A 22,467-nucleotide genomic window follows, 5' to 3' on the forward strand; every position below is an offset into this window, starting at 1 on the left:
CTTCCTTAGCGAGCGGTCGAGGTGTAGGGCAGCAGCGCCATCTCACGGCTGTTCTTCACGGCCGTGGCGACGTCGCGCTGGTGCTGGGTGCAGTTGCCGGTGACCCGGCGGGCACGGATCTTGCCGCGGTCGGAGATGAACTTCCGCAGCAGGTTCGTGTCCTTGTAGTCCACGTAAGTGATCTTGTCCTTGCAGAACACGCAAACCTTCTTCTTAGGCTTGCGAGCAGGCGGCTTCGCCATTGTCTCTCTCCAGTGTGATCAAGAAGTTTGGTGCGGTACCGCCCTTAGAAGGGCGGCTCCTCCGAGAAACCGCCGCCGCCGGAGCCGCCGCCCCAGCCACCGCCGCCGCCCTGGCCGCCACCGGCCGGAGCGCCGGTCGCCCACGGGTCGGCGTCGGGCGCGCCGCCCTGGCCGCCACCGGGGCCACCGCCCCAGCCGCCGCCCTGGCCGCCGCCACCGCCGTAACCGCCCTGGCCGCCGCCGCGCGAGGCGCCGCCGCTGGCCCGGGTGACCTTGGCGGTCGCGTTGCGCAGGCTGGCGCCGACCTCGTCGACGTCCAGCTCGTAGACCGTCCGCTTGACGCCCTCTCGGTCGTCGTACGAGCGCTGCTTCAGACGGCCCTGCACGATGACGCGCATGCCCTTCTGGAGCGACTCGGCCACGTTCTCCGCCGCCTGCCGCCAGACCGAGCACGTGAGGAAGAGGCTCTCGCCGTCCTTCCACTCGTTGGTCTGCCGGTCGAAGGTGCGGGGAGTGGACGCGACACGGAACTTCGCGACCGCCGCACCGGACGGGGTGAAGCGCAGCTCGGGGTCGTCGACGAGATTGCCGACGACCGTGATGACGGTCTCGCCTGCCATGGTGGGTGACCTCTCGGCGTTTCTTGGCTTCTCGGTTTCCCGACTGCCTGAGCCGTCAGGCTCAGTGGGTCTCGGGACGGAGGACCTTGGTCCGGAGGACCGACTCGTTCAGGTTCATCTGACGGTCGAGCTCCTTGACGACCTCAGGCGTGGCGTTGAGGTCGATGACCGAGTAGATGCCCTCGGGCTTCTTCTTGATCTCGTACGAGAGACGACGACGGCCCCAGGTGTCGACCTTCTCGACCTTGCCGCCGCCGGTACGGACGACGGAAAGGAAGTTCTCGATCAGCGGGGAGACAGCACGCTCCTCGAGATCGGGGTCGAGGATGACCATCACCTCGTAGTGACGCATGTGGAACCCACCTCCTTTGGACTCAGCGGCCACGGCGTTTCCGTGGCAGGAGGGTTTGCATCGCGTCGCAACGGTATCGCGGCCCACCGACAACGCCAGGGGCGTTCCGGGGATCGCTCCCCGAAGGCCCGGCGGACCGTCGTATGGACCTGCACAGACACCGGTGCAGACGGTACACACTACCCGCCTCGTGGCTTCCGGTTGAAATCCACCCCCGGAAGCCCGCAATCTGTACACATCGGGTGTGTCCGGCGCTACGATGCGCCACTTCTCCATCACGGAGGTGCCCCATGGCACAGGCAGTACGACCCACCACTGGCGGCCGATCCCATCGATTCCGGTTCACCTTCAACACCGACGGCAGGGCCCACCCGGTGGAGAACACCCTGGCCGTCGTGACCCTCGTGCTCGGCCTGATCGCCTCCATCGCGGCGTTCTGGAGCGGCCTGCACCTGCTCAGCTCCTGGGCGGGCCTGGTGGGCATCCTCGTGGGCGCCTTCGGGCAGTACCGCTCCGCCACCACGGCCGAGCGCTTCTTCTTCATCATCGGCATGGGACTGGCCGCGGTCGGCTTCTACATCGGCATGGCCCACGGCGGGCTCTTCGGCGGTGTGGTGTCCTAGCGGGCCGTTCCCGGCCCGTCGCCGGGCGAAGCCGCGGGCAGAGTTGTCCACAGCCCTCGTGGGGGCGTTCGCCGTTCGCAGTAGGCTTCGGCGCAGTAATGCAGTCAGTTAGGCCGTAGCCGCAGCGATGGGGAGCGCCCCGCATGAGCTTGACCCTGAGGACCATCAGTCGGGAACAGCACCTGGCGTACATCCAGAGCCTGCCCTCGGCAAGCCACTGCCAGGTTCCCGCCTGGGCGGACGTCAAGACGGAGTGGCGCTCGGAGAACCTGGGCTGGTTCGACGACAGCACCGGTGAGCTGGTCGGCGCGGGTCTGGTGCTCTACCGCCAGCTGCCCAAGGTGAAGCGCTACCTCGCCTACCTCCCCGAGGGCCCGGTCATCAACTGGTACGCCCCCAACCTGGAGGACTGGCTGCGCCCGATGCTGGCGCACCTGAAGCAGCAGGGCGCCTTCTCCGTGAAGATGGGCCCGCCGGTCGTCATCCGGCGCTGGGACGCGGCCGCCATCAAGGCGGGCATCTCCGACCCGGACGTGAAGCGCCTGCGCGACGTCGAGGCGACGTTCATCGAGCCCCGCGCCTTCGAGGTGGCCGACCGGCTGCGCCGCATGGGCTGGCAGCAGGGCGAGGACGGCGGCGCCGGCTTCGGCGACGTGCAGCCCCGCTACGTGTTCCAGGTCCCGCTGGAGAACCGCAGCCTGGACGACGTCCAGAAGGGCTTCAACCAGCTGTGGCGGCGCAACATCAAGAAGGCCGAGAAGGCCGGCGTCGAGGTCGTCCAGGGCGGCTACGACGACCTCCCCGTCTGGCAGCAGCTGTACGAGGTCACCGCCGAGCGCGACCACTTCCGCCCGCGGCCGCTGTCCTACTTCCAGCGCATGTGGCAGGTCCTCAACGCCGAGGACCCCAACCGCATGCGGCTGTACTTCGCCAAGCACGAGGGCGAGGTGGTCGCCGCCGCGACGATGCTCGTCGTCGGCCGGCACGTCTGGTACTCGTACGGGGCCTCGGCCAACCACAAGCGCGAGGTGCGGCCGAGCAACGCCATGCAGTGGCGGATGCTGCGGGATGCGTACGCGCTCGGCGCGAGCGTGTACGACCTGCGCGGCATCAGCGACTCGCTGGACGAGAGCGACCACCTCTTCGGTCTCATCCAGTTCAAGGTGGGCACCGGCGGGCAGGCTGCCGAATACTTGGGCGAGTGGGATTTCCCGCTCAACAAGCTGCTGCACAAGGCCCTCGACATCTACATGTCCCGTCGTTGACCCACGTGCCCGACTGATCGCAGACACCGCAGAAAGGTCCCCGTTCCGGCCATGGCGCTCACTCTGTACGTCGACACCGCGCGCTGGCGTGCGCACCAGCAGTCCGTGGCCGAGCAGTTCCCCGGGCTGGTCCCGGTCTGCAAGGGCAACGGCTACGGCTTCGGCCACGAGCGCCTGGCCGAGGAGGCGATCCGGCTCGGCTCGGACATCCTCGCCGTGGGCACGACGTACGAGGCCGCCAGGATCAAGGACTGGTTCGGCGGGGACCTGCTGGTGCTGACCCCGTACCGGCTGGGCGAGGAACCGGTGCCGCTGCCGGACCGCGCCATACGGTCCGTGTCGTCCGTGGAGGGCGTGCGCGGCCTGGTCGGCGCCAGGGTCGTCATCGAGGTCATGAGCAGCATGAGGCGCCACGGCGTCAGCGAGGACGACCTGGTCAAGCTGCACTCGGCGATCGACGACGTCCGCCTGGAGGGCTTCGCCATCCACCTGCCCCTGGACCGCACCGACGGCTCCGACGCGGTGGAGGAGGTCTTCGGCTGGATGGAGCGGCTGCGGGCGGCCCGGCTGCCTCTGCACACGATGTTCGTCAGCCATCTCAAGGCCGGCGAGCTGGCCCAGCTGCGCAACCAGTTCCCGCAGACCCGCTTCCGCGCCCGGATCGGCACCCGGCTGTGGCTCGGCGACCACGAGGCCACCGAGTACCGGGGCGCGGTCCTCGACGTCACCCGCATCGCCAAGGGCGAGCGCTTCGGCTACCGCCAGAACAAGGCCTCCGAGGACGGTCACCTGGTCGTCGTGGCCGGCGGTACGTCGCACGGGGTGGGCCTGGAGGCCCCCAAGGCCATGCACGGCGTCATGCCGCGCGCCAAGGGCGTCGCACGGGCCGGTCTGGCCACCATCAACCGCAACCTGTCGCCCTTCGTCTGGGCCGGCAAGCAGCGCTGGTTCGCCGAGCCCCCGCACATGCAGGTGTCGATCCTCTTCCTGCCGGGCGACGTGGCGCCCCCGGCGGTCGGGGACGAGCTGGTGGCGCACCTGCGGCACACGACCACGCAGTACGACCGCGTCGTCGACCGCTGATCCCCTGTCCGTCCCCCGAGGTCAGTGGGGCGCCGCCGGCGGCGCCTGGTCCACGCCCCACTGCACGGGCCGGGTCTGCCCGTAGCCGTGGCCGGGGACGTCACCCGGCCCGCCCTGGAGCGGCGCGGCGTGCCGCGGCTGGTGCGAGGACCTCCCCAGGACGAACTCGTCCTCCGCGCCGTCCAGCACGCCGCCGGACGGGTCGTCCGAGCCGTCCTGGCGGACCACGTCGCGCTCGGGGAAGAGCACGTCGCGGACGACGACCGCGCACAGGTACAGCGTCCCGATCAGGTGCGCCGCGATGGCCAGGTGGTAGCCGTCCTGCGGCAGGCCCTTGCTGTTGCCGCCGGTCGTGAACGCCAGGTAGGACCAGATCCCGAGGAAGTACATGACCTCGGCGGCCTGCCAGATCAGGAAGTCCCGCCAGCGCGGCCGGGCCAGTGCCGCGAGCGGCACCAGCCACAGCACGTACTGCGGCGAGTAGACCTTGTTCGTCAGGATGAAGGCGGCCACGACGAGGAAGGCCAGCTGCGCGAAGCGCGGGCGCCGCGGCGCGTACAGGGCCAGCGCGGCGATGCAGGCGCAGAACAGCAGCATGAGCGCGCTGGCGTAGAAGTTCGCGCCGTCGATCGACTTGCCGGTCTGCTGGGAGATGATCAGCCAGACGGAGCCGTAGTCGACGCCCCGCTCCTGGCTGAAGGAGTAGAACTTCGCCCAGCCGTCCCGGGCGAGGAGCATCACCGGCAGATTCACCACGAGCCAGGCCACCGCCGCGCCGCCCACGGCCACACTCCAGGCCTTCAGCTTCCCGGCCCGCAGGCACAGCAGGAACAGCGGCCCCAGCAGCAGCACCGGGTAGAGCTTGGCGGCCGTCGCCAGCCCGATCAGGATGCCCGCGCCCAACGGCCGGTTGCGCGACCACAGCATCATCCCGGCCGCAGCGAGAGCGACCGCGAAGAGGTCCCAGTTGATGGTCGCGGTCAGCGCGAAGGCGGGCGCCAGAGCCACCAGCAGCGCGTCCCAGGGACGGCGCCGGTTGGTCCTGGCGACGCTGACCGCGATGACCGCGGTGCAGATCAGCAGCATCCCGGCGTTGACCAGCCAGTAGATCTGCTCCCGGTGCTGGATCGTGCCGCCGTGCGGGGTGAGCCAGGAGGCGACCTCCATGAAGAGCCCGGTGAGGACCGGGTACTCCAGGTAGCCCATGCCGCCGGACACCGTGTCCGGGATGCGGTCGAAGTACGGGACGAGGTCGTCGGCGAAGCCGCGCCCGTAGTACAGGTGCGGGATGTCCGAGTAGCACGCGTGGCTGTACTGGGTGTTCGCCCCGAAGAACCAGCCGCTGTCGTAGCACGGCAGTTTCTGCACCATGCCCAGCGCGAACATCCCGATCGCCACCAGCACGATCACGCGCAGGGGGTTCCACCAGCCCCGCCGCCCCACGGCCGCGAACCGGCCGAGCGGGCCGCCGATGACCTCGCTCCCGGCCGCGGAGACCGGGTCCTCGTGGGTCGGGGGCACGACCGCCTCGGCCTGCCCGGCCTCATGGTGGGGGTCTTCGCGCACGATCGTCATGGGGCACATCCTGCCCTACATCGCCGAGCGCGGGCGGTCGGAACCCGGTCGTTTCCCGGCCCGCCCGGCAACGGCCGCGGCCGCGGAGGGCGTGTGCCCTCCGCGGCCGCGGACTCACCGATCTACGGGCTCCCCACGGAACGCGGGGCGGTCAACCGCCACTTCCTCCGAAGAGCCCGCCGCCATTGCCGTTGCCTCCGCTGCCTTTCGTACTGCTGGCGGACACAGAGGGTGTCGGTGAGGTGCTCGAGCCTCCGCCCGAGCCACCGCCGTCGGTGGTCCCGCCGGCGCTCTGGCACTGCAGATCCCAGGGCCTGCACTTGCCGCTGTCCGACGGGGTCGGCCTACCCTGCGGCCGCGATGCGGTCGGGGTCGGGTTCGTGGTCGCCGACTCGCTCGGGCTGGCCGAGGCCGAGGGGCTCGGCTTGGAGGCGCCGCCGCCGTAGACGACCTCGCCGAGCGGCTCCGGCGTCGGGAAGGACAAGTAGGGCTTGCCCTTCAGTGCCTCCGCCATGTAGTCGTGCCAGATCTGGGCCGGGAACGACGCACCGTGGATCTTTTCCTTGCCGTACGTCCCGTACATCTCCAGGAACTTGCGGTCCTTGGCCTTCGCATCGTCGTTGAAGCGGAACATCACGACGGACGTGGTGAGCTGGGGCGTGTAGCCGACGAACCAGGCCGACTTGTTGCCGTCGGTGGTACCGGTCTTGCCGGCCACCTGACGGCCCTGCAGCTGGGCCGAGGTACCGGTACCGCTCTTGACCACGGTCTGCAGCACGTCGGTCACGTTGTCGGCCACGGCCTCGGAGAAGGCCTCCTTGGGATTGGCCTTGTGCCTGTAGACCGTCAGGCCCTCGTGCTTGACCTCCTTCACCGAGTACGGGTCGTTCTGCTTCCCGCGGTTGGCGAAGGTGGAGTAGGCGTCGGCCATCCGGATGGCGCTCGGGGCCGAGGTGCCGATGGAGAACGTCGGGCTGTTGGTGGTGGCCAGGCTGCCCTCCAGGAGACCCGCCTTGAGCGCCGCCTCCTTCACCTTGTCCGTGCCGACGTCCATGCCCAGCTGCACATACGGCGAGTTCGCCGAGACCCGCATGGCCTCACGCAGCGTGATGTCGCCGTACGAGTCGTTGTCGTCGTTCGTCTGGAGCCACTGCCCGTCCTTGTCCTCCCAGACGCGGCCGTCGAAGTACTTGATCTTCAGCTTGTTCTTGCCGCTGTAGATGCTCTTCGGCGAGACGATCGTCCGGTCCTGCAGGCCGTCGGCCTCGGTCCAGTCGGGGTTCCGCTTGCCGTAGGTCATGCCCGCGGCGAGAACGAACGGCTTGAACGTCGAACCGACACCGGCACCGGTCTCATCGGCGTTGTTCGTGAAGTGCTTCGTCGCGTCCACGCCGCCGTAGATCGCGACGATCTTGCCGTCCTTCGGGTCCACCGAGGCACCGCCGAACTGCACGTACTTGTCGACGCCGCCCGCCCGCTTGACGTTCTCGTTCGCCTTGCGAACCTTCTTGACCGCGGCTTCCAGCTGGTCCACCTTCTTCTTGTTGAAGGTGGTGTAGATGCGGTAACCGCCCAGCTGGAGTTTCTCCTGGGTGATCTTGCCGTCGCTGTTATTGATGACGCTCTTGTTGGCGAGGCTCACGAGGTAGCCGGTCTGGCCGCTGAGCTGCGCGTCGTTCTGCGGCTTCCGCGGCATGGGGAAGCCCTTTTGGATCCACTTGTCGTAGTCCGCCTTGGTCATCCGGCCGTCCTGCAGCTCCTGCCCGAGGATCCAGGCCCAGCGGTCCTTGGCGCGCTTGGTGTTGGCCGCGGCCGTCGCCGAGGTGTCGATGTCGGTGTTGCCGTAGGGGTCGTAGTAGGTGGCGCCCTTGAGCAGCGAGGCCAGGAACGCGCACTGGCTCGCGTTCAGGTCGAACGCGTCGATGCCGTAGTAGGAGCGCGCGGCGGCCTGCAGACCGTAGGAACGACGGCCGTAGTAGGAGGAGTTCAGGTAGCCCGCCATGATCTCCTTCTTGTCGACCGTGGCACCCACCTTCACCGAGATGAACAGCTCCTTGAACTTACGGGTGACGGTCTGCGACTGGTCGCCGAGGCGGGCGTTCTTCACGTACTGCTGGGTGATGGTGGAACCACCCTGCGTCTCCCCGCCCTTGGCCATGTTGACCAGGGCGCGCGCGATGCCCATGGGGTCGACGCCCGAGTCCGTCTCGAAGGTCTTGTTCTCCGCGGACATGACGGCGAACCGCATCTCCTCGGGGATCTCCGAGTAGCCCAGGTTCTGGCGGTTGACCTCACCGCCGGTCGCCACCATCTCCTTGCCGTTGTCCCAGAAGTAGACGTTGTTCTGGGCCTTGGCGATGTCGCTCTCCTTGGGCACACCCACCATGGCGTATCCGACACCGGCGACGGCGACCAGGCTGCCGAAGAAGAACAGGCACAGCCCGGAGACGAGCTTCCATGACGGCATCCAGCGCTGCCAGCCGTCCTTCCCCCAGCGGGGGTAGTCGATGACGCGCTTCTTCGGGGGCTGCCCCCCTCCGCGGCCGCCCCCCGCGGCCGCCCGGCGGCGGCCGCCCTTCTGTGACTCCTGGGCGGCGCGGCGCGCGGCCGCCCTTCCCTGGTACGGAGGCTCGCCCCCACGCGCGCGGCCGGCCACCCCCGGGCGTCCGGGGGCTCCCGCGCCCGGACCCGCACCCTGGCGGGGGGGCTGTCCCATGCCCTGGCGCGGGCCGTGGCCCTGCCCCGAACCGGTTCCGTGCGTGCCGTACGGCTGCGGCCTCGGCGGCCCAGCGGCCCGCCGGCCGCCAGGCGGCGGGGGCTGCTGCTGCGCGCCGCGCCGGGCGGCTGCCCGGCCGTCGCCGGGCGACTGCGGCGGCTTGCGACGGTGCTCGCTCATGAACAGCTACTCCTAGGACAGGCGGAATCGCCTGAAAGCGGCAGTTGGTTTTCCGGTCCCCCCGGCGTGCGATGACCGCACTGCACCAGGGACAAGGACGCTCACTGATGTCACTCGGTTCCCGGTGCTCTGCATGGCGAACAGAGTACGCACGGTCAAAAGAGGTTCTAGCCAGATGTTCATCACATAACGGGCGGTTGACGGTGGACGGATTTCGTGATGTGACGCCGGTCACCGTGGGCCGCCTTGCCGTACCCGGATTCTCGTTCTATCGTCGCGATGTATCGAGCCGATACATCGCGGCGAGATAAGAGGCGACGACGGCATGGACGGAGGGGTGACGAGGGCATGAGCAAGCGCTCCGGCATCCTCGAGTTCGCCGTCCTGGGTCTGCTGCGCGAATCCCCGATGCACGGTTATGAGCTGCGCAAGCGGCTCAACACCTCGCTCGGCGTGTTCCGCGCGTTCAGCTACGGCAGCCTCTACCCCTGCCTCAAGACACTGGTCGCTCAGGGCTATCTGGTCGAGGAGACCGGACCTGAGCCCGATCCGCTCGCCGCGCCGCTGGCCGGCCGACGGGCCAAGATCGTGTACCGGTTGACGGCAGCCGGCAAGGAGCACTTCGAGGAGCTCCTCGCCCACTCCGGCCCGGACGCGTGGGAGGACGAGCACTTCGCGGCTCGTTTCGCCTTCTTCGGCCAGACGTCCAGGGACGTACGGATGCGTGTCCTCGAGGGGCGGCGCAGCCGCCTCGAGGAGCGCCTGGAGAAGATGCGCGCGTCTCTCGCGCGTACCCGTGAGCGGCTCGACGACTACACGCTCGAGCTGCAGCGGCACGGCATGGAGTCGGTGGAGCGTGAGGTCCGCTGGCTGAACGAGCTGATCGAGACCGAGCGGGAGGGGCGCAGCAAGCAGCCCCGGACCGCTTCGTCCGCCGATGCCGAGCAGGACAACCAACAGGAAAACGGCGGACCCGGCACCAGCCGGGGACCCGCGTGACGATTACACAGGGAGCAACCGGAATGGGTTCGGTTCGCGTAGCCATCGTTGGCGTGGGCAACTGCGCCGCATCGCTGGTGCAGGGTGTCGAGTACTACAAGGACGCCGACCCGGACAGCCGCGTGCCTGGTCTCATGCACGTGCAGTTCGGCGACTACCACGTGCGTGACGTCGAGTTCGTCGCTGCCTTCGACGTCGACGCGAAGAAGGTCGGCCTCGACCTCGCGGACGCCATCGGTGCCAGCGAGAACAACACCATCAAGATCTGCGACGTGCCGCAGAAGGGCCTGACCGTCCAGCGCGGCCACACCCTGGACGGTCTCGGCAAGTACTACCGCCAGACCATCGAGGAGTCCGCCGAGGAGCCGGTCGACGTCGTGCAGGTCCTCAAGGACCGCAAGGTCGACGTGCTGGTCTGCTACCTGCCCGTGGGCTCCGAGGACGCGGCCAAGTTCTACGCGCAGTGCGCGATCGACGCCAAGGTCGCCTTCGTCAACGCCCTCCCGGTCTTCATCGCCGGCACCAAGGAGTGGGCGGACAAGTTCACCGAGGCCGGTGTGCCGATCGTCGGTGACGACATCAAGTCGCAGGTCGGCGCGACCATCACGCACCGCGTGCTGACCAAGCTCTTCGAGGACCGCGGTGTCATCGTCGAGCGCACCATGCAGCTGAACGTCGGCGGCAACATGGACTTCAAGAACATGCTCGAGCGCGAGCGCCTGGAGTCCAAGAAGATCTCCAAGACGCAGGCCGTCACCTCCCAGATCCCCGACCGCGAGCTGGGCGAGAAGAACGTCCACATCGGCCCCTCGGACTACGTGGCCTGGCTGGACGACCGCAAGTGGGCGTACGTCCGCCTCGAGGGCCGCGCCTTCGGCGACGTCCCGCTGAACCTGGAGTACAAGCTCGAGGTCTGGGACTCCCCGAACTCCGCGGGTGTCATCATCGACGCGCTCCGCGCGGCGAAGATCGCCAAGGACCGCGGCATCGGCGGCCCGATCCTGTCGGCGTCCTCCTACTTCATGAAGTCCCCGCCGGTGCAGTACTTCGACGACGAGGCGCGCGAGAACGTGGAGAAGTTCATCCGCGGCGAGGTCGAGCGCTGAGCAGCGGCTTAACCCCGTCATCGCTCGTCGTACGACGCAACCGCACAGGCCCCCGGGTATCGCACCCGGGGGCCTGTGCGTCATGTGAGGCTGTGCGCATGCCCGTTGTCCGTGATCTCAGTGTGCTGCTGCGCTTCCGCGACTTCCGGCGACTGCTGGCGGTGCGGCTGCTGTCCCAGCTCTCCGACGGGGTCTTCCAGGTGGCGCTGGCGGCCTATGTGGTCTTCTCCCCGGAGAAGCAGACCTCGCCGGCCGCCATCGCCTCCGCGATGGCGGTCCTGCTGCTGCCGTACTCGCTCCTGGGGCCGTTCACGGGCGTCCTGCTGGACCGCTGGCGGCGTCGGCAGGTTCTCCTCCACTGCAACCTGCTGCGGGCGGCGCTCTCCCTCGGCACCGCGGCACTGATGCTGCTGCGCGTCCCGGACTGGCTCTTCTATCTGTCCGCCCTCTCGGTCACCGGCGTCAACCGCTTCGTCCTCGCCGGACTGTCGGCGTCCCTGCCCCGCGTGGTCGACGGCAAGCGTCTGGTCATGGCGAACGCGCTGTCCCCGACCGCCGGCACGCTCGCGGCCACCGCGGGCGGCGGAGCCGCCTTCCTGGTCCATCTGGTGGTCGCCGAGGGCACCCGGTCGGACGTCCTGGTCGTGGTGCTGGGAGCGATCCTCTATCTCTGCGCCGGCCTCGCCTCGCTGACCCTGGGACAGGATCTGCTGGGGCCCGACCCGTCCCGGATCCAGACGCGGGTGGGCGAGGCACTGCGCAGTACCTTCCGCGGCCTGGTCCACGGGCTGCGGCATCTGCGCCGGAGGCCGCGTGCGGCACGCGCCATGGCCGCGATGACGGCGATGCGCTTCTGCTACGGCGGGCTCACCGTGACGGTGCTGATGCTCTGCCGGTACGCCTGGTCGGGATCCGACGGCACCGGCCGCGGAACGGCGGACGGATTGGCGCTCCTGGGGCTGGCGGTCGTCGTCTCGGGGGCGGGCTTCTTCACCGCGGCCGTGGTCACCCCCTGGGCGACCGGACGCTTCGGCACCTTCGGATGGATCACCGTCTGCGCGGGTTCCGCCGCCGTCCTGCTGCCGGGCCTGGGGCTCCCCTTCGAACCGGCCCCCATGCTGGTTGCGGCCTTCGTGCTGGGGCTGGCCACCCAGGGAGCGAAGATCGCCACCGACACGGTGGTCCAGTCGTCGGTCGACGACGCCTATCGGGGGCGGGTGTTCTCGATCTACGACGTGTTGTTCAATGTCGCCTTCGTCGGCGCGGCAGCGGTGTGCGCACTGGTCCTGCCGCCGGACGGCCGCTCCGCGCCGCTGCTGCTCGCCCTCGCGGTGCTCTACGCGGTGGTGGCGGTCGGCACCGCCAGGGCTCCGCGCCGTTTCACGTGAAGCACGACGATCACTCCGCGTCCGCCTGTTTCACGTGAAACAGGTGCCCCGGTGGGGGATGTGTCGGACTCCTCAAGTAGCGTTCGCGCGTTCAGAACGAACTGACAGGTTCATCCCAGGGAGGGGAACGACCATGGCGACTCCGCCGCCTCAGAACAGCAACATCCCGGACCCGCAGGGCCAGCCCGGCGGGTTTCCCCCGCCCCAGGGCCAGCCCGGCGCGTTTCCGCCCCCGCAGGGTCAGCCGGGAACCTTCCCTCCGCCCCAGGGCCAGCCCGGAGCATTCCCGCCGCCCGCCGCCCCGGCGAAGCGCAGCAAGAAGCTCGTCCGCACCATCATCAGCCTGATCGTGGCCGTCGTGGTCGCGTTGGGCGTGAGGTTCGTCTTCTCCCAGTTCGACGAGACCGACGCCGAGACGTCCAAGGTCGGCGGCTGCCTCCACAACCAGGGCAGCGAGAAGGACCCGGACCTGGTGGACGTCGACTGCTCATCCGGCGACGCCCAGTTCAAGATCCTCAAGAAGTTCGACGACTCCACGGACCAGAAGCAGTGCGAGTCCGTCAGCCAGTCGGACATCTACTACGTCCAGTCGGGTAGCGACTTCAACAACGTGGTGCTCTGCCTGCAGACCCTCACCAAGTGATGGGTTCGCCCTTAAGGGAAGAGGGGGTCGTGTTTCACGTGAAACACGACCCCCTCTCCTCGTCCGGCGGCCGGACGGGCATGGCGCTCAGCCCTGCGCGGCCCACCACTCCTTCAGCGCGGCCACGGCGGCCTCCTCACCCAGCGGCCCGTTCTCCAGGCGCAGCTCCAGCAAGTGGTTGTAGGCCTTTCCGACCTGGGGACCAGGAGCGATGCCCAGGATCTCCATGATCCGGTTGCCGTCCAGGTCCGGCCGGATCGCGTCCAGCTCCTCCTGCTCCTTCAGCTGCGCGATCCGCGTCTCGAGGCCGTCGTAGGTACGCGAGAGGGCCGCCGCCTTGCGCTTGTTGCGGGTCGTGCAGTCCGAGCGGGTCAGCTTGTGCAGCCGGTCGAGCAGCGGACCGGCGTCGCGGACGTAGCGACGGACGGCGGAGTCGGTCCATTCCCCGGTCCCGTAGCCGTGGAAGCGCAGGTGCAGCTCCACCAGTCGGGCCACGTCCTTGATGATCTCGTTCGGGTACTTGAGCTTGGTCAGCCGCGCCTTGGTCATCTTGGCGCCGACCACCTCGTGGTGATGGAAGGAGACCCGTCCGTCGGACTCGAAGTGGCGGGTGCGCGGCTTGCCGATGTCGTGCAGCAGCGCCGCGAGCCGCAGCACCAGGTCCGGCTCCTCCGTCTCCAGCGCCATCGCCTGGTCCAGCACGGTCAGGGTGTGCTCGTAGACGTCCTTGTGGCGGTGGTGCTCATCCCGTTCCAGGCGCAGCGCGGGCAGCTCCGGCACGACACGGGCGGCCAGCCCCGTCTCGACGAGCAGCTGCAGGCCCTTGCGGGGGTGATCGGAGAGGATCAGCTTGTTGAGCTCCTCCCGGATGCGCTCGGCCGAGACGATCTCGATGCGGTCCGCCATCTCGGTCATCGCGGTCACCACCTCGGGGGCCACCTCGAAGTCCAGCTGGGCGGCGAAGCGTGCTGCGCGCATCATCCGCAGCGGATCGTCGGAGAAGGACTCCTCCGGGGTGCCGGGCGTGCGCAGCACCCGCTGCGCCAGGTCACCGAGACCGCTGTAAGGGTCCACGAACTCCGCCCCGGGCAGCGAGACCGCCATCGCGTTGACGGTGAAGTCCCGGCGGACCAGGTCTTCCTCGATCGTCTCCCCGTAGGACACCTCGGGCTTGCGCGAGGTGCGGTCGTACGCCTCGGAACGGTAGGTGGTCACCTCGATCTGGAAGCCGTCCTTGCGGCAGCCGACCGTACCGAAGGCGATGCCCACCTCCCAGACCGCCTCCGCCCACCCGCGGATGATCTTCAGGACCTGATCGGGCCGGGCGTCGGTGGTGAAGTCGAGATCATTGCCGAGCCTGCCGAGCAGGGTGTCGCGGACCGAGCCGCCGACGAGGGCAAGCCGGAATCCGGCGTCCTGGAAGCGGCGGCCGAGGTCCTCGGCCACCGGCGCGATGACGGGCGCGGTCTTCAGGGTCTGGGGGGCGTTGTTGGCATTCGGCACAACAGAAAAGGGTACGTGCCCATGCGCCCCGCGGCGGACCGGTTTCCAGGCGTCCACGATCATGTCGACGCCGTCCGCGGCCCCGGACTGTATCGATCTTGTGGCCCACTCACAGCACTTTGGGTCATCGAGCATCGTTACCATTCCAGGACGCACATCCGATGACGACGAGGGACGGCCAGCGCGTGGGCGAGGCGGCACAGCACCCCGGAGGACCTCCGGCCCGTTCGAGGCTGCGCCGGGCGACGGCGCTGCTCGTGGGCGCCACCCTGTTCGCAGGCCTGGTCCAGGCCCGGACGGCCCCCACGGCGTACGCGGACAGCTCCGACGGCCGCACCGTGGACGTGTCGGTGGACGCTCTGTCTCCCACCGTCCCGGCCAAGGGCGACACCATCACCTTGACCGGCACGGTCACCAACACGAGCAAGCACACCGTCAGCGGCGCCCACGTCGGCGTGGAGATCGCCCCCGGGGGCCCGTTGAGCAGCCGCAGCGCCATCAGCGGTGCGTCCACCCGCAGGGCTCACACGCAGGCCGACGGCCAGGAGCTCCCCGGACACACCGCCGCCGTCGAGGACCTGCCAGCCGGGATCACCCGCAGCTTCACCCTGAAGGTCCCCGTCAAGGCGCTGGGGCTGGGCTCCGACGGCGTCTACCAGCTCGGAGTCTCCCTGACCGGGCAGACCAGGGACCGGGGCTACAACGAGATCCTCGGGATCGAGCGGACCTTCCTCCCCTGGTACCGGGACGGGGACGCCAAGCCCACCCGCTACACCTTCCTGTGGCCGCTGATCGACCGCCCCCACCTCGCCGTCCGCAGCGAGAGCGACGACCAGCAGAGCCCGATCTTCCTCAACGACGACCTGGCCGAGGACCTCGCGCCCGGCGGCCGTCTGCAGCAGATGGTGACGCTCGGCAAGGACCTGCCCGTCACCTGGGTCATCGACCCCGACCTGCTCGCCACGGTCGACGCGATGACCCGGCGGTACCAGGTGGCCGGACCGGGCGGTGATCTCGATCACACCAGCTCGGGCACCGGCACCGACGACGCCAAGCGCTGGCTGAACAGCCTCAAGGAGGCCGTGGCCGGTGACGAGGTCGTCGCGCTGCCCTTCGCCGACCCGGACATCGCCTCGATCGCCCACCACGGCAAGAACGTCCCCGGCACCCTGAGCCACCTCAAGACCGCCACGGAACTCGCGACCACCACCGTCGAGACCGTTCTCAACGGGGTGGTGACCCCTTCCACTGACGTGTCCTGGCCCGTGGAAGGCGCTGTCGACCCCTCCATCGTCGACGTGGCCACCTCGGCCGGCGCCGACAAGGTCATCGCCCGCAGCGACAGCCTCGGCGAATCCGGCGGCCTCAGCTACACCCCCACCTCCGCGCGGCCCATCGGCGGCGGCACCACGGCGGTCGTCGCCGATTCCGGGCTCTCCAAGGCCTTCCAGGGCGACATGACGTCGGCGGGGAACTCGACCCTCGCGGTCCAGAAGTACCTCGCCCAGACCCTCATGATCACGATGCAGTCGCCGGACCGGCAGCGCAGCATCGTCGTCGCCCCCCAGCGCATGGCCAAGGCCTCACAGGCCCAGGCCATGTCCCAGGCCATCACCGAGGTCGCCCGCAGCAGCTGGGCCGAGACGGTGGACTTCGCCGCCGCCGCGAAGGCCACCCCGGACCCCCGGGCCAACCGCACGGTACCCGGCCGCGGCTCCTACCCGGCGCACCTGCGCAAGCAGGAGATGAGCACCGCCGCGTTCCGGCAGGTCCAGGAGACCCAGGGCGAGCTCGACGACTTCATGGCCCTCCTGAGCAAGCCCGACCGGGTGAGGACCCCCTTCGGCAACGCGCTGAGGCGGTCGATGTCCACCGAGTGGCGCGGCCTCCCCGGGAGCTCCGCCGACTTCAGGGCGGCCATCTCCGAGTACCTGTCGGACCTGATGAGCCTTGTCTATCTGCTCCCCAAGACCGGGACGCTCACGCTGTCCGGCCGCAGCGGCACCATCCCGGTGACCGTGAAGAACGAGCTCGGACAGACCGTGCAGGGCCTGGAACTGCGGCTCACCTCCAGCCAGGGCAACAGCCTGGACCCGGGTGACGCCCAGCCGGTGACCGTCGAGGGCGGTCACACCCGCTCCCTGAAGTTCGAGGGCACCGCCGCCCGCAACGGCCTGAACACGGTCACCGCCCAGCTCTACACCAAGGACCACGCCCCGTACGGGGAGCCGATCACGTTCCAGGTGGATGTCACCTCCATCACATCCACTGTCATGCTGGTGATCGCCGCCGGGCTGCTGCTGCTTGTCCTGGCCGGCGTACGGATGTACCACCAGCGCAAGCGCCGCACGGCCTCCGACGGCGAGGACGCCGAGGACGCCGAGGACGCCGACGCGGAGACGACCCCGGACGGGGATGAGGGCGAGGACGAGGACGACGCCGGAGAGGGCACCATGGGTGACCGGGACGGCGTCCAGGACGAGCAGCCGGGTGACCTGGCGCCGGACACCTCCCCGGAAAGTACGGACCCGTCCGGGACGGGTGAGAAGGTGGACCGATAGCCAGCGAGCCAGTGGCCGATGAGGTGGGGCACAGATGAACGCACCGTACGACGGTGAGCGCGAGCGGGAAGCCGGGGAGCGGTTCCCCGCGCAGCCCGGGCAGCACCCTGCCGCGCCCGACCCGTACCTGCAGGACACCTATGCCCGCGATCCGTACCAGCGGCAGGACCCGACCGCGCAGGACCCGGTGGGCGAGGCCCTCTACGACCGCACCGCGCACCCGCCGGCCCAGCCCCATCCCGGCGGTCCGCCGTATGCGCACCAGGAGCCGTACCGCATGCCGTACGCCGACGACGCCTCCACCCGGTACGTCGGCGTCGACGAGCTGGTCTCGAACGCCCCTGGCGAGGACGGGACGCCGGCGCGGCCGGACGAGTACGCGCACCTCTTCCGCGACGAGCCGGTGGAAGCCGCCCCCGCGGAACCCGAGCCCGTGGCGGAGCCGGTGGCGGCGAAGTCCGGCGGCCGGGCGGGCAGCGTCCTCAAGTCCAGCGCCCTCATGGCGGCGGGCACCCTCGTCTCACGGGTCACCGGATTCCTGCGCACGCTGGTGATGGCCGCCGCGATCGGCGTCGGCACGCTGAACGACGGCTACCAGGTGGCCAACACCCTGCCGACGATGATCTACATCCTGGTCGGCGGCGGCGCACTGAACGCGGTCTTCATCCCCCAGCTGGTGCGGGCCATGAAGAACGACGAGGACGGCGGCGAGGCGTACGCCAACCGCCTGCTCACCCTGGTCGTCGTCGGCCTGGCGGCCGTCACCGCCGTCTGTGTGATCGCCGCACCGGTCTTCATCCGGGCGATGTCCCACGACATCGCCTCCGACCCGGTCAGGTTCGAGGTCGCGGTCACCTTCGCCCGCTACTGCATCCCCACCATGTTCTTCATGGGGTTGCACGTGGTGCTCGGTCAGATCCTCAACGCCCGCGGCCGGTTCGGCGCGATGATGTGGACCCCGGTTCTCAACAACGTCGTCATCATCGCCACCTTCGGCGCCTTCATCTGGGCGTTCGGCTCCTTCACCGACACCCGCGTGACCTCGGCGACCATCACCCCCGAGGGCGCCCGGCTGCTCGGTCTCGGCACCCTCCTGGGCCTGGCGGTGCAGGCGCTGGCGATGCTCCCCTACCTCCGCGACGCCGGCTTCCGGATCCGTCCCCGCTTCGACTGGCGCGGCCACGGCCTCGGCCACGCGGCGAAGCTGGCCAAGTGGACCTTCTTCTTCGTCCTCGCCAACCAGGTCGGCATGATCGTCCTCACCCAGTTCGCGACGGCGGCGGGTGCGGCGGCCGAACACGCGGGCCATGAGGGCGCCGGCATCACCGGCTTCAACTACGCGCTGCTCCTTTGGCAGATGCCGCAGGCCATCATCACCGTCTCCGTCATGACCGCCGTGCTGCCGCGGATCTCCCGCGCCGCCGCCGACGGTGACGCCGCCGCCGTGCGCGACGACCTCTCCTACGGCCTGCGGACCTCGGGCGTGGCCATCGTGCCCGCCGCGTTCGCCTTCCTCGCCCTCGGCCTTCCCATGGCCACCCTGCTCTACAGCAGCTCCGGGGAGGGCGCGCTGACCATCGGATACATCCTGATGGCCTTCGGCCTCGGGCTGATCCCCTTCTCGGTGCAGTACATCGTGCTGCGCGGCTTCTACGCCTACGAGGACACCCGCACCCCCTTCTACAACACGGTCATCGTCGCCGCCTGCAACGCCGTCGCGGCCGCCGTCTGCTACTTCGTCCTCCCCGCCCGCTGGGCCGTGGTGGGCATGGCCGCCGGCTACGGCCTGGCCTACACGATCGGCGTCGGAGTGGCGGTCAAGCGACTGCGCAAGCGCCTCGGCGGCGACATCGACGGCAAGCGGGTGGTCCGGACGTACGCCCGGCTCTTCGGCGCGTGCATCCCCGCCGCTGTGGGCGCCGGAGCCGTCGTCTACGGTGTCTCGCACTCGCTGGGTCACGGTGCTGCCGCTTCGTTGCTGTCGCTGCTGCTCGGCGCCGTGGTGCTGGGCGGGATCTTCTTCATCGCCGCCAAGCGCATGCGCGTCGAGGAACTGACGGCCATGGTCGGCATGGTCAGGGGCCGGCTGGGCCGCTGAGGGTCCCGCTGCGCAACCTTCGTGGGCCGTCGTGTGTCGTGCATAGCGGTGGACTGTTGGCACAATTGTCCTTGGCTGTGTTGTCAGATCTTGCAACGGATGGGGAGGCAGGAGCGACGGTGGCGGAACGGAGCACGGCTGCCGTCGGAGTGGCCAACGAGAGCGGCGACAAGCAGCTCACCGCCCACGCGGACAGTGCCACGGCCGACGAGGCGACGGACCGGAGCGAAGAGCAGGACGCGCCGCAGCAGACCATCCCCGAGGAGACAGCACCACCCAAGAACGAGCCGCCGGAGCTCCACAGCGGCCACAAACTCGCCCGGCGCTACCGCCTGGAGGAGTGCCTCACCCGCGCCGACGGCTTCAGCAGCTGGAGAGCGGTCGACGAGAAGCTGCGCCGGGCCGTGGGCATCCACATCCTGCCCGCCGAGCACAGCCGGGCCCGTCCCGTGCTGGCCGCGGCCCGCTCTGCGGCCCTGCTCGGCGACCCGCGCTTCGTCCAGGTCCTCGACGCGGTCGAGGAGAACGACCTCGTCTATGTCATCCACGAGTGGCTCCCGGACGCCAAGGAACTGACCACCCTCATCGCCGCCGACCCGCTGGAGCCGCACGAGGCCCACCAGATGGTCAGCCAGGTCTCCCAGGCGATGGCGGCCGCCCACCGCGAGGGGCTGGCGCATCTGCGGCTCAGCCCGGACGCCGTGCTGCGCACCGACGCCGGCCAGTACCGCATCCGGGGCCTGGCCGTCGCCGCCGCACTGCGCGGGATCTCCTCCGAGCGGCCGCAGCGCGAGGACACCGAGGCCATCGGGGCCCTCCTGTACGCCGCGCTCACCCAGCGCTGGCCGTACCCGGAGGACGAGCACGGGCTCACCGGCCTCCCCAAGGACGTCGGCCTGGTCGCCCCCGACCAGGTGCGAGCGGGCGTCCACCGCGGACTGTCGGAGCTCGCCATGCGGGCTCTGGTCAACGACGGTGCCACGGCCTCCCGCGAGCCCGAGCCCTGCACCACTCCGGAGGAGCTGGCCAGGGCGGTCACCTCGATGCCCAGGATTCGGCCCCCCGAGTCGGCGATGCCGCCCTACTCGCGCACCACCTACCAGCAGGGCTCCTATCGCCAGCCCCCCGCGGGTCCGGCGCCCGCAGGGCCCACGGCGACCCTTCCGGCCACCCCGCCCCCGGCGCTGCCCGGCCGCACCGGCAAGGCCCTCAAGTGGTCCGTCTCGGCTCTCCTCATCGTCGCCCTCGGCCTCGGCAGCTGGCAGCTCGCGGAGACGCTGATGGACCGCGAGCACGAGGCGAAGAACGGCGGCGCCGCCACGTCCCACAACACGGGCGGCGACGGCGGCAGCGGCGGGACGAACCAGGTCACGCTGCAGCCGCTGCCGATCCAGGGCGCGGTTGAGTACTACCCGGACGGCACGCCGCAGCACACAGACCAGGTGAAGCTGACCTACGACCAGGACGCAGGGAGCTACTGGCGCAGCAGGAGCTTCACCAAGGGGCCTGTGCTCGCGCCGTACAAGAAGGGTGTCGGCATCGTCTACGACCTCGGCGCCGTGAAGAAGGTCAGCGCGGCGACGATAGGGCTCTACTACGGCGGGGACCACACCACCGTCGAGCTGTACGCGGCGGACTCACTGTCCTCGTCCGCCGCCCTCTCGAGCATGAAGCAGATGGCCACGATCCAGACCTCTGACCGTTCCGCGAAGCTCTCGACCAAAGAGCCCGTGGAGACGCGGTACGTTCTGGTCTGGCTGACCGCCATGCCCTATGCCACAGGGGACAACTTCAGCGGTTCCGGCTACAAGCAGGCCATCACCGACGTGAGGTTCGAGGGGCAGTAGCCCCGCGGGGAGGGGGACGGTGGGCACGCAGGACACGGGCGGGGAGGTCGGCGACAGCGACCTCCTCGCCCGTCATGTCGCAGGGGACCCGAACGCCTTCGGGGAGCTCGTCCGCCGGCACCGCGACCGGCTCTGGGCGGTGGCGCTGCGGACCCTGGGGGACCGTGAGGAGGCCGCTGACGCCGTGCAGGACGCCCTGGTCTCGGCCTTCCGGTCCGCCCACACCTTCCGTGGCCAGTCGGCCGTCACGACCTGGCTGCACCGCATCACCGTGAACGCGTGCCTGGACCGTGCACGCAAGGCGGCCTCGCGCCGCACCTCCCCGGTCACCGATGAGAAGCAGTTCGAGGAACTGCTCGAACCGCATGAGTCCGCCGCGGCTCCCGCCGAGCGGGGCGAGCTCCACCGGGAACTGCTGCGGGCACTCGGGACCCTCCCCGCGGAGCAGCGGGCCGCCCTGGTGCTGGTGGACATGCAGGGGTACCCCGTCGCCGAGGCCGCCGCCGTCCTCGACGTGCCGGCGGGGACCGTCAAGAGCAGATGTGCCCGGGGCCGGGCACGACTGCTGCCGCTCCTCTCCCATCTACGGGACGAGCCGGGGAGTAGCGGTGATCGAGCAGGGGGAAGGAACCGGACGGAGAACGCATCCGTCCCAGAGACGGAGACCCAGCCGGGCCACGACTTCACGAAGGGCGGAGGTGGACACCCATGACGTCGACGACGGGAACGGACGAGCATCCCGAGGTCGCCGAGATCTCGGCCCTCACCGAGGGCATCCTCCCGCCCGAGCGTTCCGCCGACGTCCGCGGGCACATCGACGGCTGTGCACTCTGCACCGATGTCCGCGCTTCCCTGGACGAGATCCGGGGACTGCTGGGCACGCTCCCCGGGCCACCCCGGATGCCCGCCGACATCGCCGGCCGAATCGACGCGGCCCTCGCCGCCGAGGCGCTGCTCACCTCGAACGCCCCCGATGTTTCACGTGAAACAGCGACCGCGGGACCGCCCCGTGTTTCACGTGAAACATCGACCTCCGGCGACGGCAGGCCCGCCGGCCACGGCCCCGCCTCCAGCGGCCCCGGTCGCCAGGGGCCACGGTCCCGCCGGCGTTGGGGAAAGAACGTCCTCGTCGTCGCCTCGGTGGCCGCCGCCATCGGTCTCGGCACCGTCGTCGCCCAGTCGGCCTGGAACACCGCGGGCGAAAGCGCGGACCAGGGTTCGTCGGCGGCCTCCGACGCCGGTGGCAAGGCCGATACCGACACGCTCGGCGTCCAGGTACACGATCTGCTGACAGGAAACGCGAGCAGCCACAGCGAGGCCAAGCCCTCGGGGCAGGCCCCGCTGGCCGGTGTCGACAGCGTGGCACCGCCCTGTGTCCTCCGCGCCCTTGACCGCCACGACGCCCCGCTCGCCACCCATCGGGGCAGGTACGAGGGCGTGGACTCCTATCTGGTCGTGCTGCCGCACAACGGCGACCCGGCGCTCGTCGACGCCTATGTCGTGGACGCCTCGTGTGCCACGGCCAAGCCCTCCGCCACGGGCACTCTGCTCCGCGAGGAGACATACCCTCGCTAGCGCCACGACGGCGGGAATGCCCGGACCGTAGGATCCGTTAGGCGGGATGACAAAGGTCCCGCCGCCGAGGCACCCGGCGAGTCGGCACAGC

18 protein-coding genes are annotated in these 22,467 nt (G+C 69.7%); 12 read left to right on the top strand and 6 right to left on the bottom strand.

All coding sequences use genetic code 11. The annotated features are described in order from the left end of the window. Positions 1-5: 5 nt before the first annotated feature. From rpsR to rpsF, 3 genes are all read right to left on the bottom strand, one after another. Positions 6-242 (bottom strand): 30S ribosomal protein S18, encoded by a 237-nt coding sequence (rpsR, locus tag ACWDAS_RS11625; RefSeq protein WP_026250812.1) that lies wholly within the window; start codon positions 240-242, stop codon positions 6-8. Between the two features lie 44 nt (positions 243-286). Further along, entirely contained in the window at positions 287-862 is a 576-nt protein-coding gene (locus tag ACWDAS_RS11630) for a single-stranded DNA-binding protein (RefSeq protein ID WP_450388738.1), read from the bottom strand. 61 nt (positions 863-923) lie between these two features. Further along, complete coding sequence (gene rpsF / locus ACWDAS_RS11635) at positions 924-1,214, bottom strand: 30S ribosomal protein S6 (RefSeq protein WP_450388740.1); 291 nt, start codon at positions 1,212-1,214, stop codon at positions 924-926. A gap of 290 nt (positions 1,215-1,504) precedes the next feature. Between rpsF and ACWDAS_RS11640 the strand changes: the two genes are divergently transcribed. The 3 genes from ACWDAS_RS11640 to ACWDAS_RS11650 all read left to right on the top strand — a co-directional run bounded on the left by ACWDAS_RS11640 (position 1,505) and on the right by ACWDAS_RS11650 (position 4,185). Continuing rightward, positions 1,505-1,837, top strand: coding sequence for a hypothetical protein (locus ACWDAS_RS11640; RefSeq protein ID WP_450388742.1), 333 nt, complete (start codon positions 1,505-1,507; stop codon positions 1,835-1,837). Positions 1,838-1,980: 143 nt separating this feature from the next. After that, positions 1,981-3,102, top strand: coding sequence for a lipid II:glycine glycyltransferase FemX (locus tag ACWDAS_RS11645; RefSeq protein ID WP_450388744.1), 1,122 nt, complete (start codon positions 1,981-1,983; stop codon positions 3,100-3,102). 51 nt (positions 3,103-3,153) lie between these two features. Beyond that, positions 3,154-4,185 carry an alanine racemase gene (locus ACWDAS_RS11650; protein ID WP_450388746.1) on the top strand — a complete coding sequence of 344 codons (1,032 nt, stop codon included), beginning with the start codon at positions 3,154-3,156 and terminating at the stop codon, positions 4,183-4,185. 21 nt (positions 4,186-4,206) lie between these two features. On the opposite strand, the gene ACWDAS_RS11655 is transcribed toward ACWDAS_RS11650, so the two are convergent. Further along, entirely contained in the window at positions 4,207-5,760 is a 1,554-nt protein-coding gene (locus tag ACWDAS_RS11655) for a glycosyltransferase family 87 protein (protein WP_450388747.1), read from the bottom strand. 151 nt (positions 5,761-5,911) lie between these two features. Further along, complete coding sequence (locus ACWDAS_RS11660; RefSeq protein WP_450388749.1) at positions 5,912-8,656, bottom strand: transglycosylase domain-containing protein; 2,745 nt, start codon at positions 8,654-8,656, stop codon at positions 5,912-5,914. A 348-nt stretch (positions 8,657-9,004) separates the two neighbouring features. Here ACWDAS_RS11660 and ACWDAS_RS11665 point away from each other — a divergent pair, with 348 nt between their 5' ends. The 4 genes from ACWDAS_RS11665 (at position 9,005) to ACWDAS_RS11680 (ending at position 12,792) form a co-directional block, all read left to right on the top strand. Next, a complete protein-coding gene (locus ACWDAS_RS11665) occupies positions 9,005-9,655 on the top strand; it encodes a helix-turn-helix transcriptional regulator (protein ID WP_450388750.1) in 651 nt (216 codons plus the stop codon). Between the two features lie 23 nt (positions 9,656-9,678). Then, positions 9,679-10,761 (top strand): inositol-3-phosphate synthase, encoded by a 1,083-nt coding sequence (locus ACWDAS_RS11670; protein WP_450388752.1) that lies wholly within the window; start codon positions 9,679-9,681, stop codon positions 10,759-10,761. A 98-nt stretch (positions 10,762-10,859) separates the two neighbouring features. Beyond that, on the top strand, positions 10,860-12,149 hold the full coding sequence (locus tag ACWDAS_RS11675; protein WP_450388753.1) for an MFS transporter: 1,290 nt from the start codon (positions 10,860-10,862) through the stop codon (positions 12,147-12,149). 133 nt (positions 12,150-12,282) lie between these two features. Further along, positions 12,283-12,792, top strand: a complete 510-nt coding sequence (locus tag ACWDAS_RS11680) for an LppU/SCO3897 family protein (protein ID WP_450388755.1) — start codon at positions 12,283-12,285, stop codon at positions 12,790-12,792. Between the two features lie 87 nt (positions 12,793-12,879). Here the strand turns inward: ACWDAS_RS11680 and ACWDAS_RS11685 are convergent, their stop codons facing one another. Then, entirely contained in the window at positions 12,880-14,295 is a 1,416-nt protein-coding gene (locus ACWDAS_RS11685; protein ID WP_450388757.1) for a CCA tRNA nucleotidyltransferase, read from the bottom strand. Between the two features lie 161 nt (positions 14,296-14,456). Between ACWDAS_RS11685 and ACWDAS_RS11690 the strand changes: the two genes are divergently transcribed. From ACWDAS_RS11690 to ACWDAS_RS11710, 5 genes are all read left to right on the top strand, one after another. Further along, the gene (locus ACWDAS_RS11690) at positions 14,457-16,856 is read left to right on the top strand and encodes a DUF6049 family protein (RefSeq protein ID WP_450388759.1); all 2,400 of its coding nucleotides are present in this window, start codon (positions 14,457-14,459) and stop codon (positions 16,854-16,856) included. Positions 16,857-16,890: 34 nt separating this feature from the next. Next, the gene (gene murJ / locus ACWDAS_RS11695; protein WP_450388761.1) at positions 16,891-18,954 is read left to right on the top strand and encodes a murein biosynthesis integral membrane protein MurJ; all 2,064 of its coding nucleotides are present in this window, start codon (positions 16,891-16,893) and stop codon (positions 18,952-18,954) included. A 119-nt stretch (positions 18,955-19,073) separates the two neighbouring features. After that, the gene (locus tag ACWDAS_RS11700) at positions 19,074-20,801 is read left to right on the top strand and encodes a protein kinase family protein (protein WP_450388763.1); all 1,728 of its coding nucleotides are present in this window, start codon (positions 19,074-19,076) and stop codon (positions 20,799-20,801) included. 19 nt (positions 20,802-20,820) lie between these two features. Next, positions 20,821-21,513, top strand: a complete 693-nt coding sequence (sigM, locus tag ACWDAS_RS11705; RefSeq protein WP_450388765.1) for an RNA polymerase sigma factor SigM — start codon at positions 20,821-20,823, stop codon at positions 21,511-21,513. Beyond that, entirely contained in the window at positions 21,510-22,376 is an 867-nt protein-coding gene (locus ACWDAS_RS11710) for a hypothetical protein (RefSeq protein ID WP_450388767.1), read from the top strand. Before sigM ends, ACWDAS_RS11710 begins: the two co-directional genes overlap by 4 nt. Positions 22,377-22,467: the final 91 nt, after the last annotated feature.

It is taken from the genome of Streptomyces sp. NPDC001070 (assembly GCF_053598835.1).

Bases quoted from the DNA above. Each gene is read 5' to 3' on its own strand.
- rpsR (WP_026250812.1), bottom strand. From the start codon at position 242: ATGGCGAAGCCGCCTGCTCGCAAGCCTAAGAAGAAGGTTTGCGTGTTC.
- ACWDAS_RS11630 (WP_450388738.1), bottom strand. From the start codon at position 862: ATGGCAGGCGAGACCGTCATCACGGTCGTCGGCAATCTCGTCGACGAC.
- rpsF (WP_450388740.1), bottom strand. From the start codon at position 1,214: ATGCGTCACTACGAGGTGATGGTCATCCTCGACCCCGATCTCGAGGAG.
- ACWDAS_RS11640 (WP_450388742.1), top strand. From the start codon at position 1,505: ATGGCACAGGCAGTACGACCCACCACTGGCGGCCGATCCCATCGATTC.
- ACWDAS_RS11645 (WP_450388744.1), top strand. From the start codon at position 1,981: ATGAGCTTGACCCTGAGGACCATCAGTCGGGAACAGCACCTGGCGTAC.
- ACWDAS_RS11650 (WP_450388746.1), top strand. From the start codon at position 3,154: ATGGCGCTCACTCTGTACGTCGACACCGCGCGCTGGCGTGCGCACCAG.
- ACWDAS_RS11655 (WP_450388747.1), bottom strand. From the start codon at position 5,760: ATGACGATCGTGCGCGAAGACCCCCACCATGAGGCCGGGCAGGCCGAG.
- ACWDAS_RS11660 (WP_450388749.1), bottom strand. From the start codon at position 8,656: ATGAGCGAGCACCGTCGCAAGCCGCCGCAGTCGCCCGGCGACGGCCGG.
- ACWDAS_RS11665 (WP_450388750.1), top strand. From the start codon at position 9,005: ATGAGCAAGCGCTCCGGCATCCTCGAGTTCGCCGTCCTGGGTCTGCTG.
- ACWDAS_RS11670 (WP_450388752.1), top strand. From the start codon at position 9,679: ATGGGTTCGGTTCGCGTAGCCATCGTTGGCGTGGGCAACTGCGCCGCA.
- ACWDAS_RS11675 (WP_450388753.1), top strand. From the start codon at position 10,860: ATGCCCGTTGTCCGTGATCTCAGTGTGCTGCTGCGCTTCCGCGACTTC.
- ACWDAS_RS11680 (WP_450388755.1), top strand. From the start codon at position 12,283: ATGGCGACTCCGCCGCCTCAGAACAGCAACATCCCGGACCCGCAGGGC.
- ACWDAS_RS11690 (WP_450388759.1), top strand. From the start codon at position 14,457: ATGACGACGAGGGACGGCCAGCGCGTGGGCGAGGCGGCACAGCACCCC.
- murJ (WP_450388761.1), top strand. From the start codon at position 16,891: ATGAACGCACCGTACGACGGTGAGCGCGAGCGGGAAGCCGGGGAGCGG.
- ACWDAS_RS11710 (WP_450388767.1), top strand. From the start codon at position 21,510: ATGACGTCGACGACGGGAACGGACGAGCATCCCGAGGTCGCCGAGATC.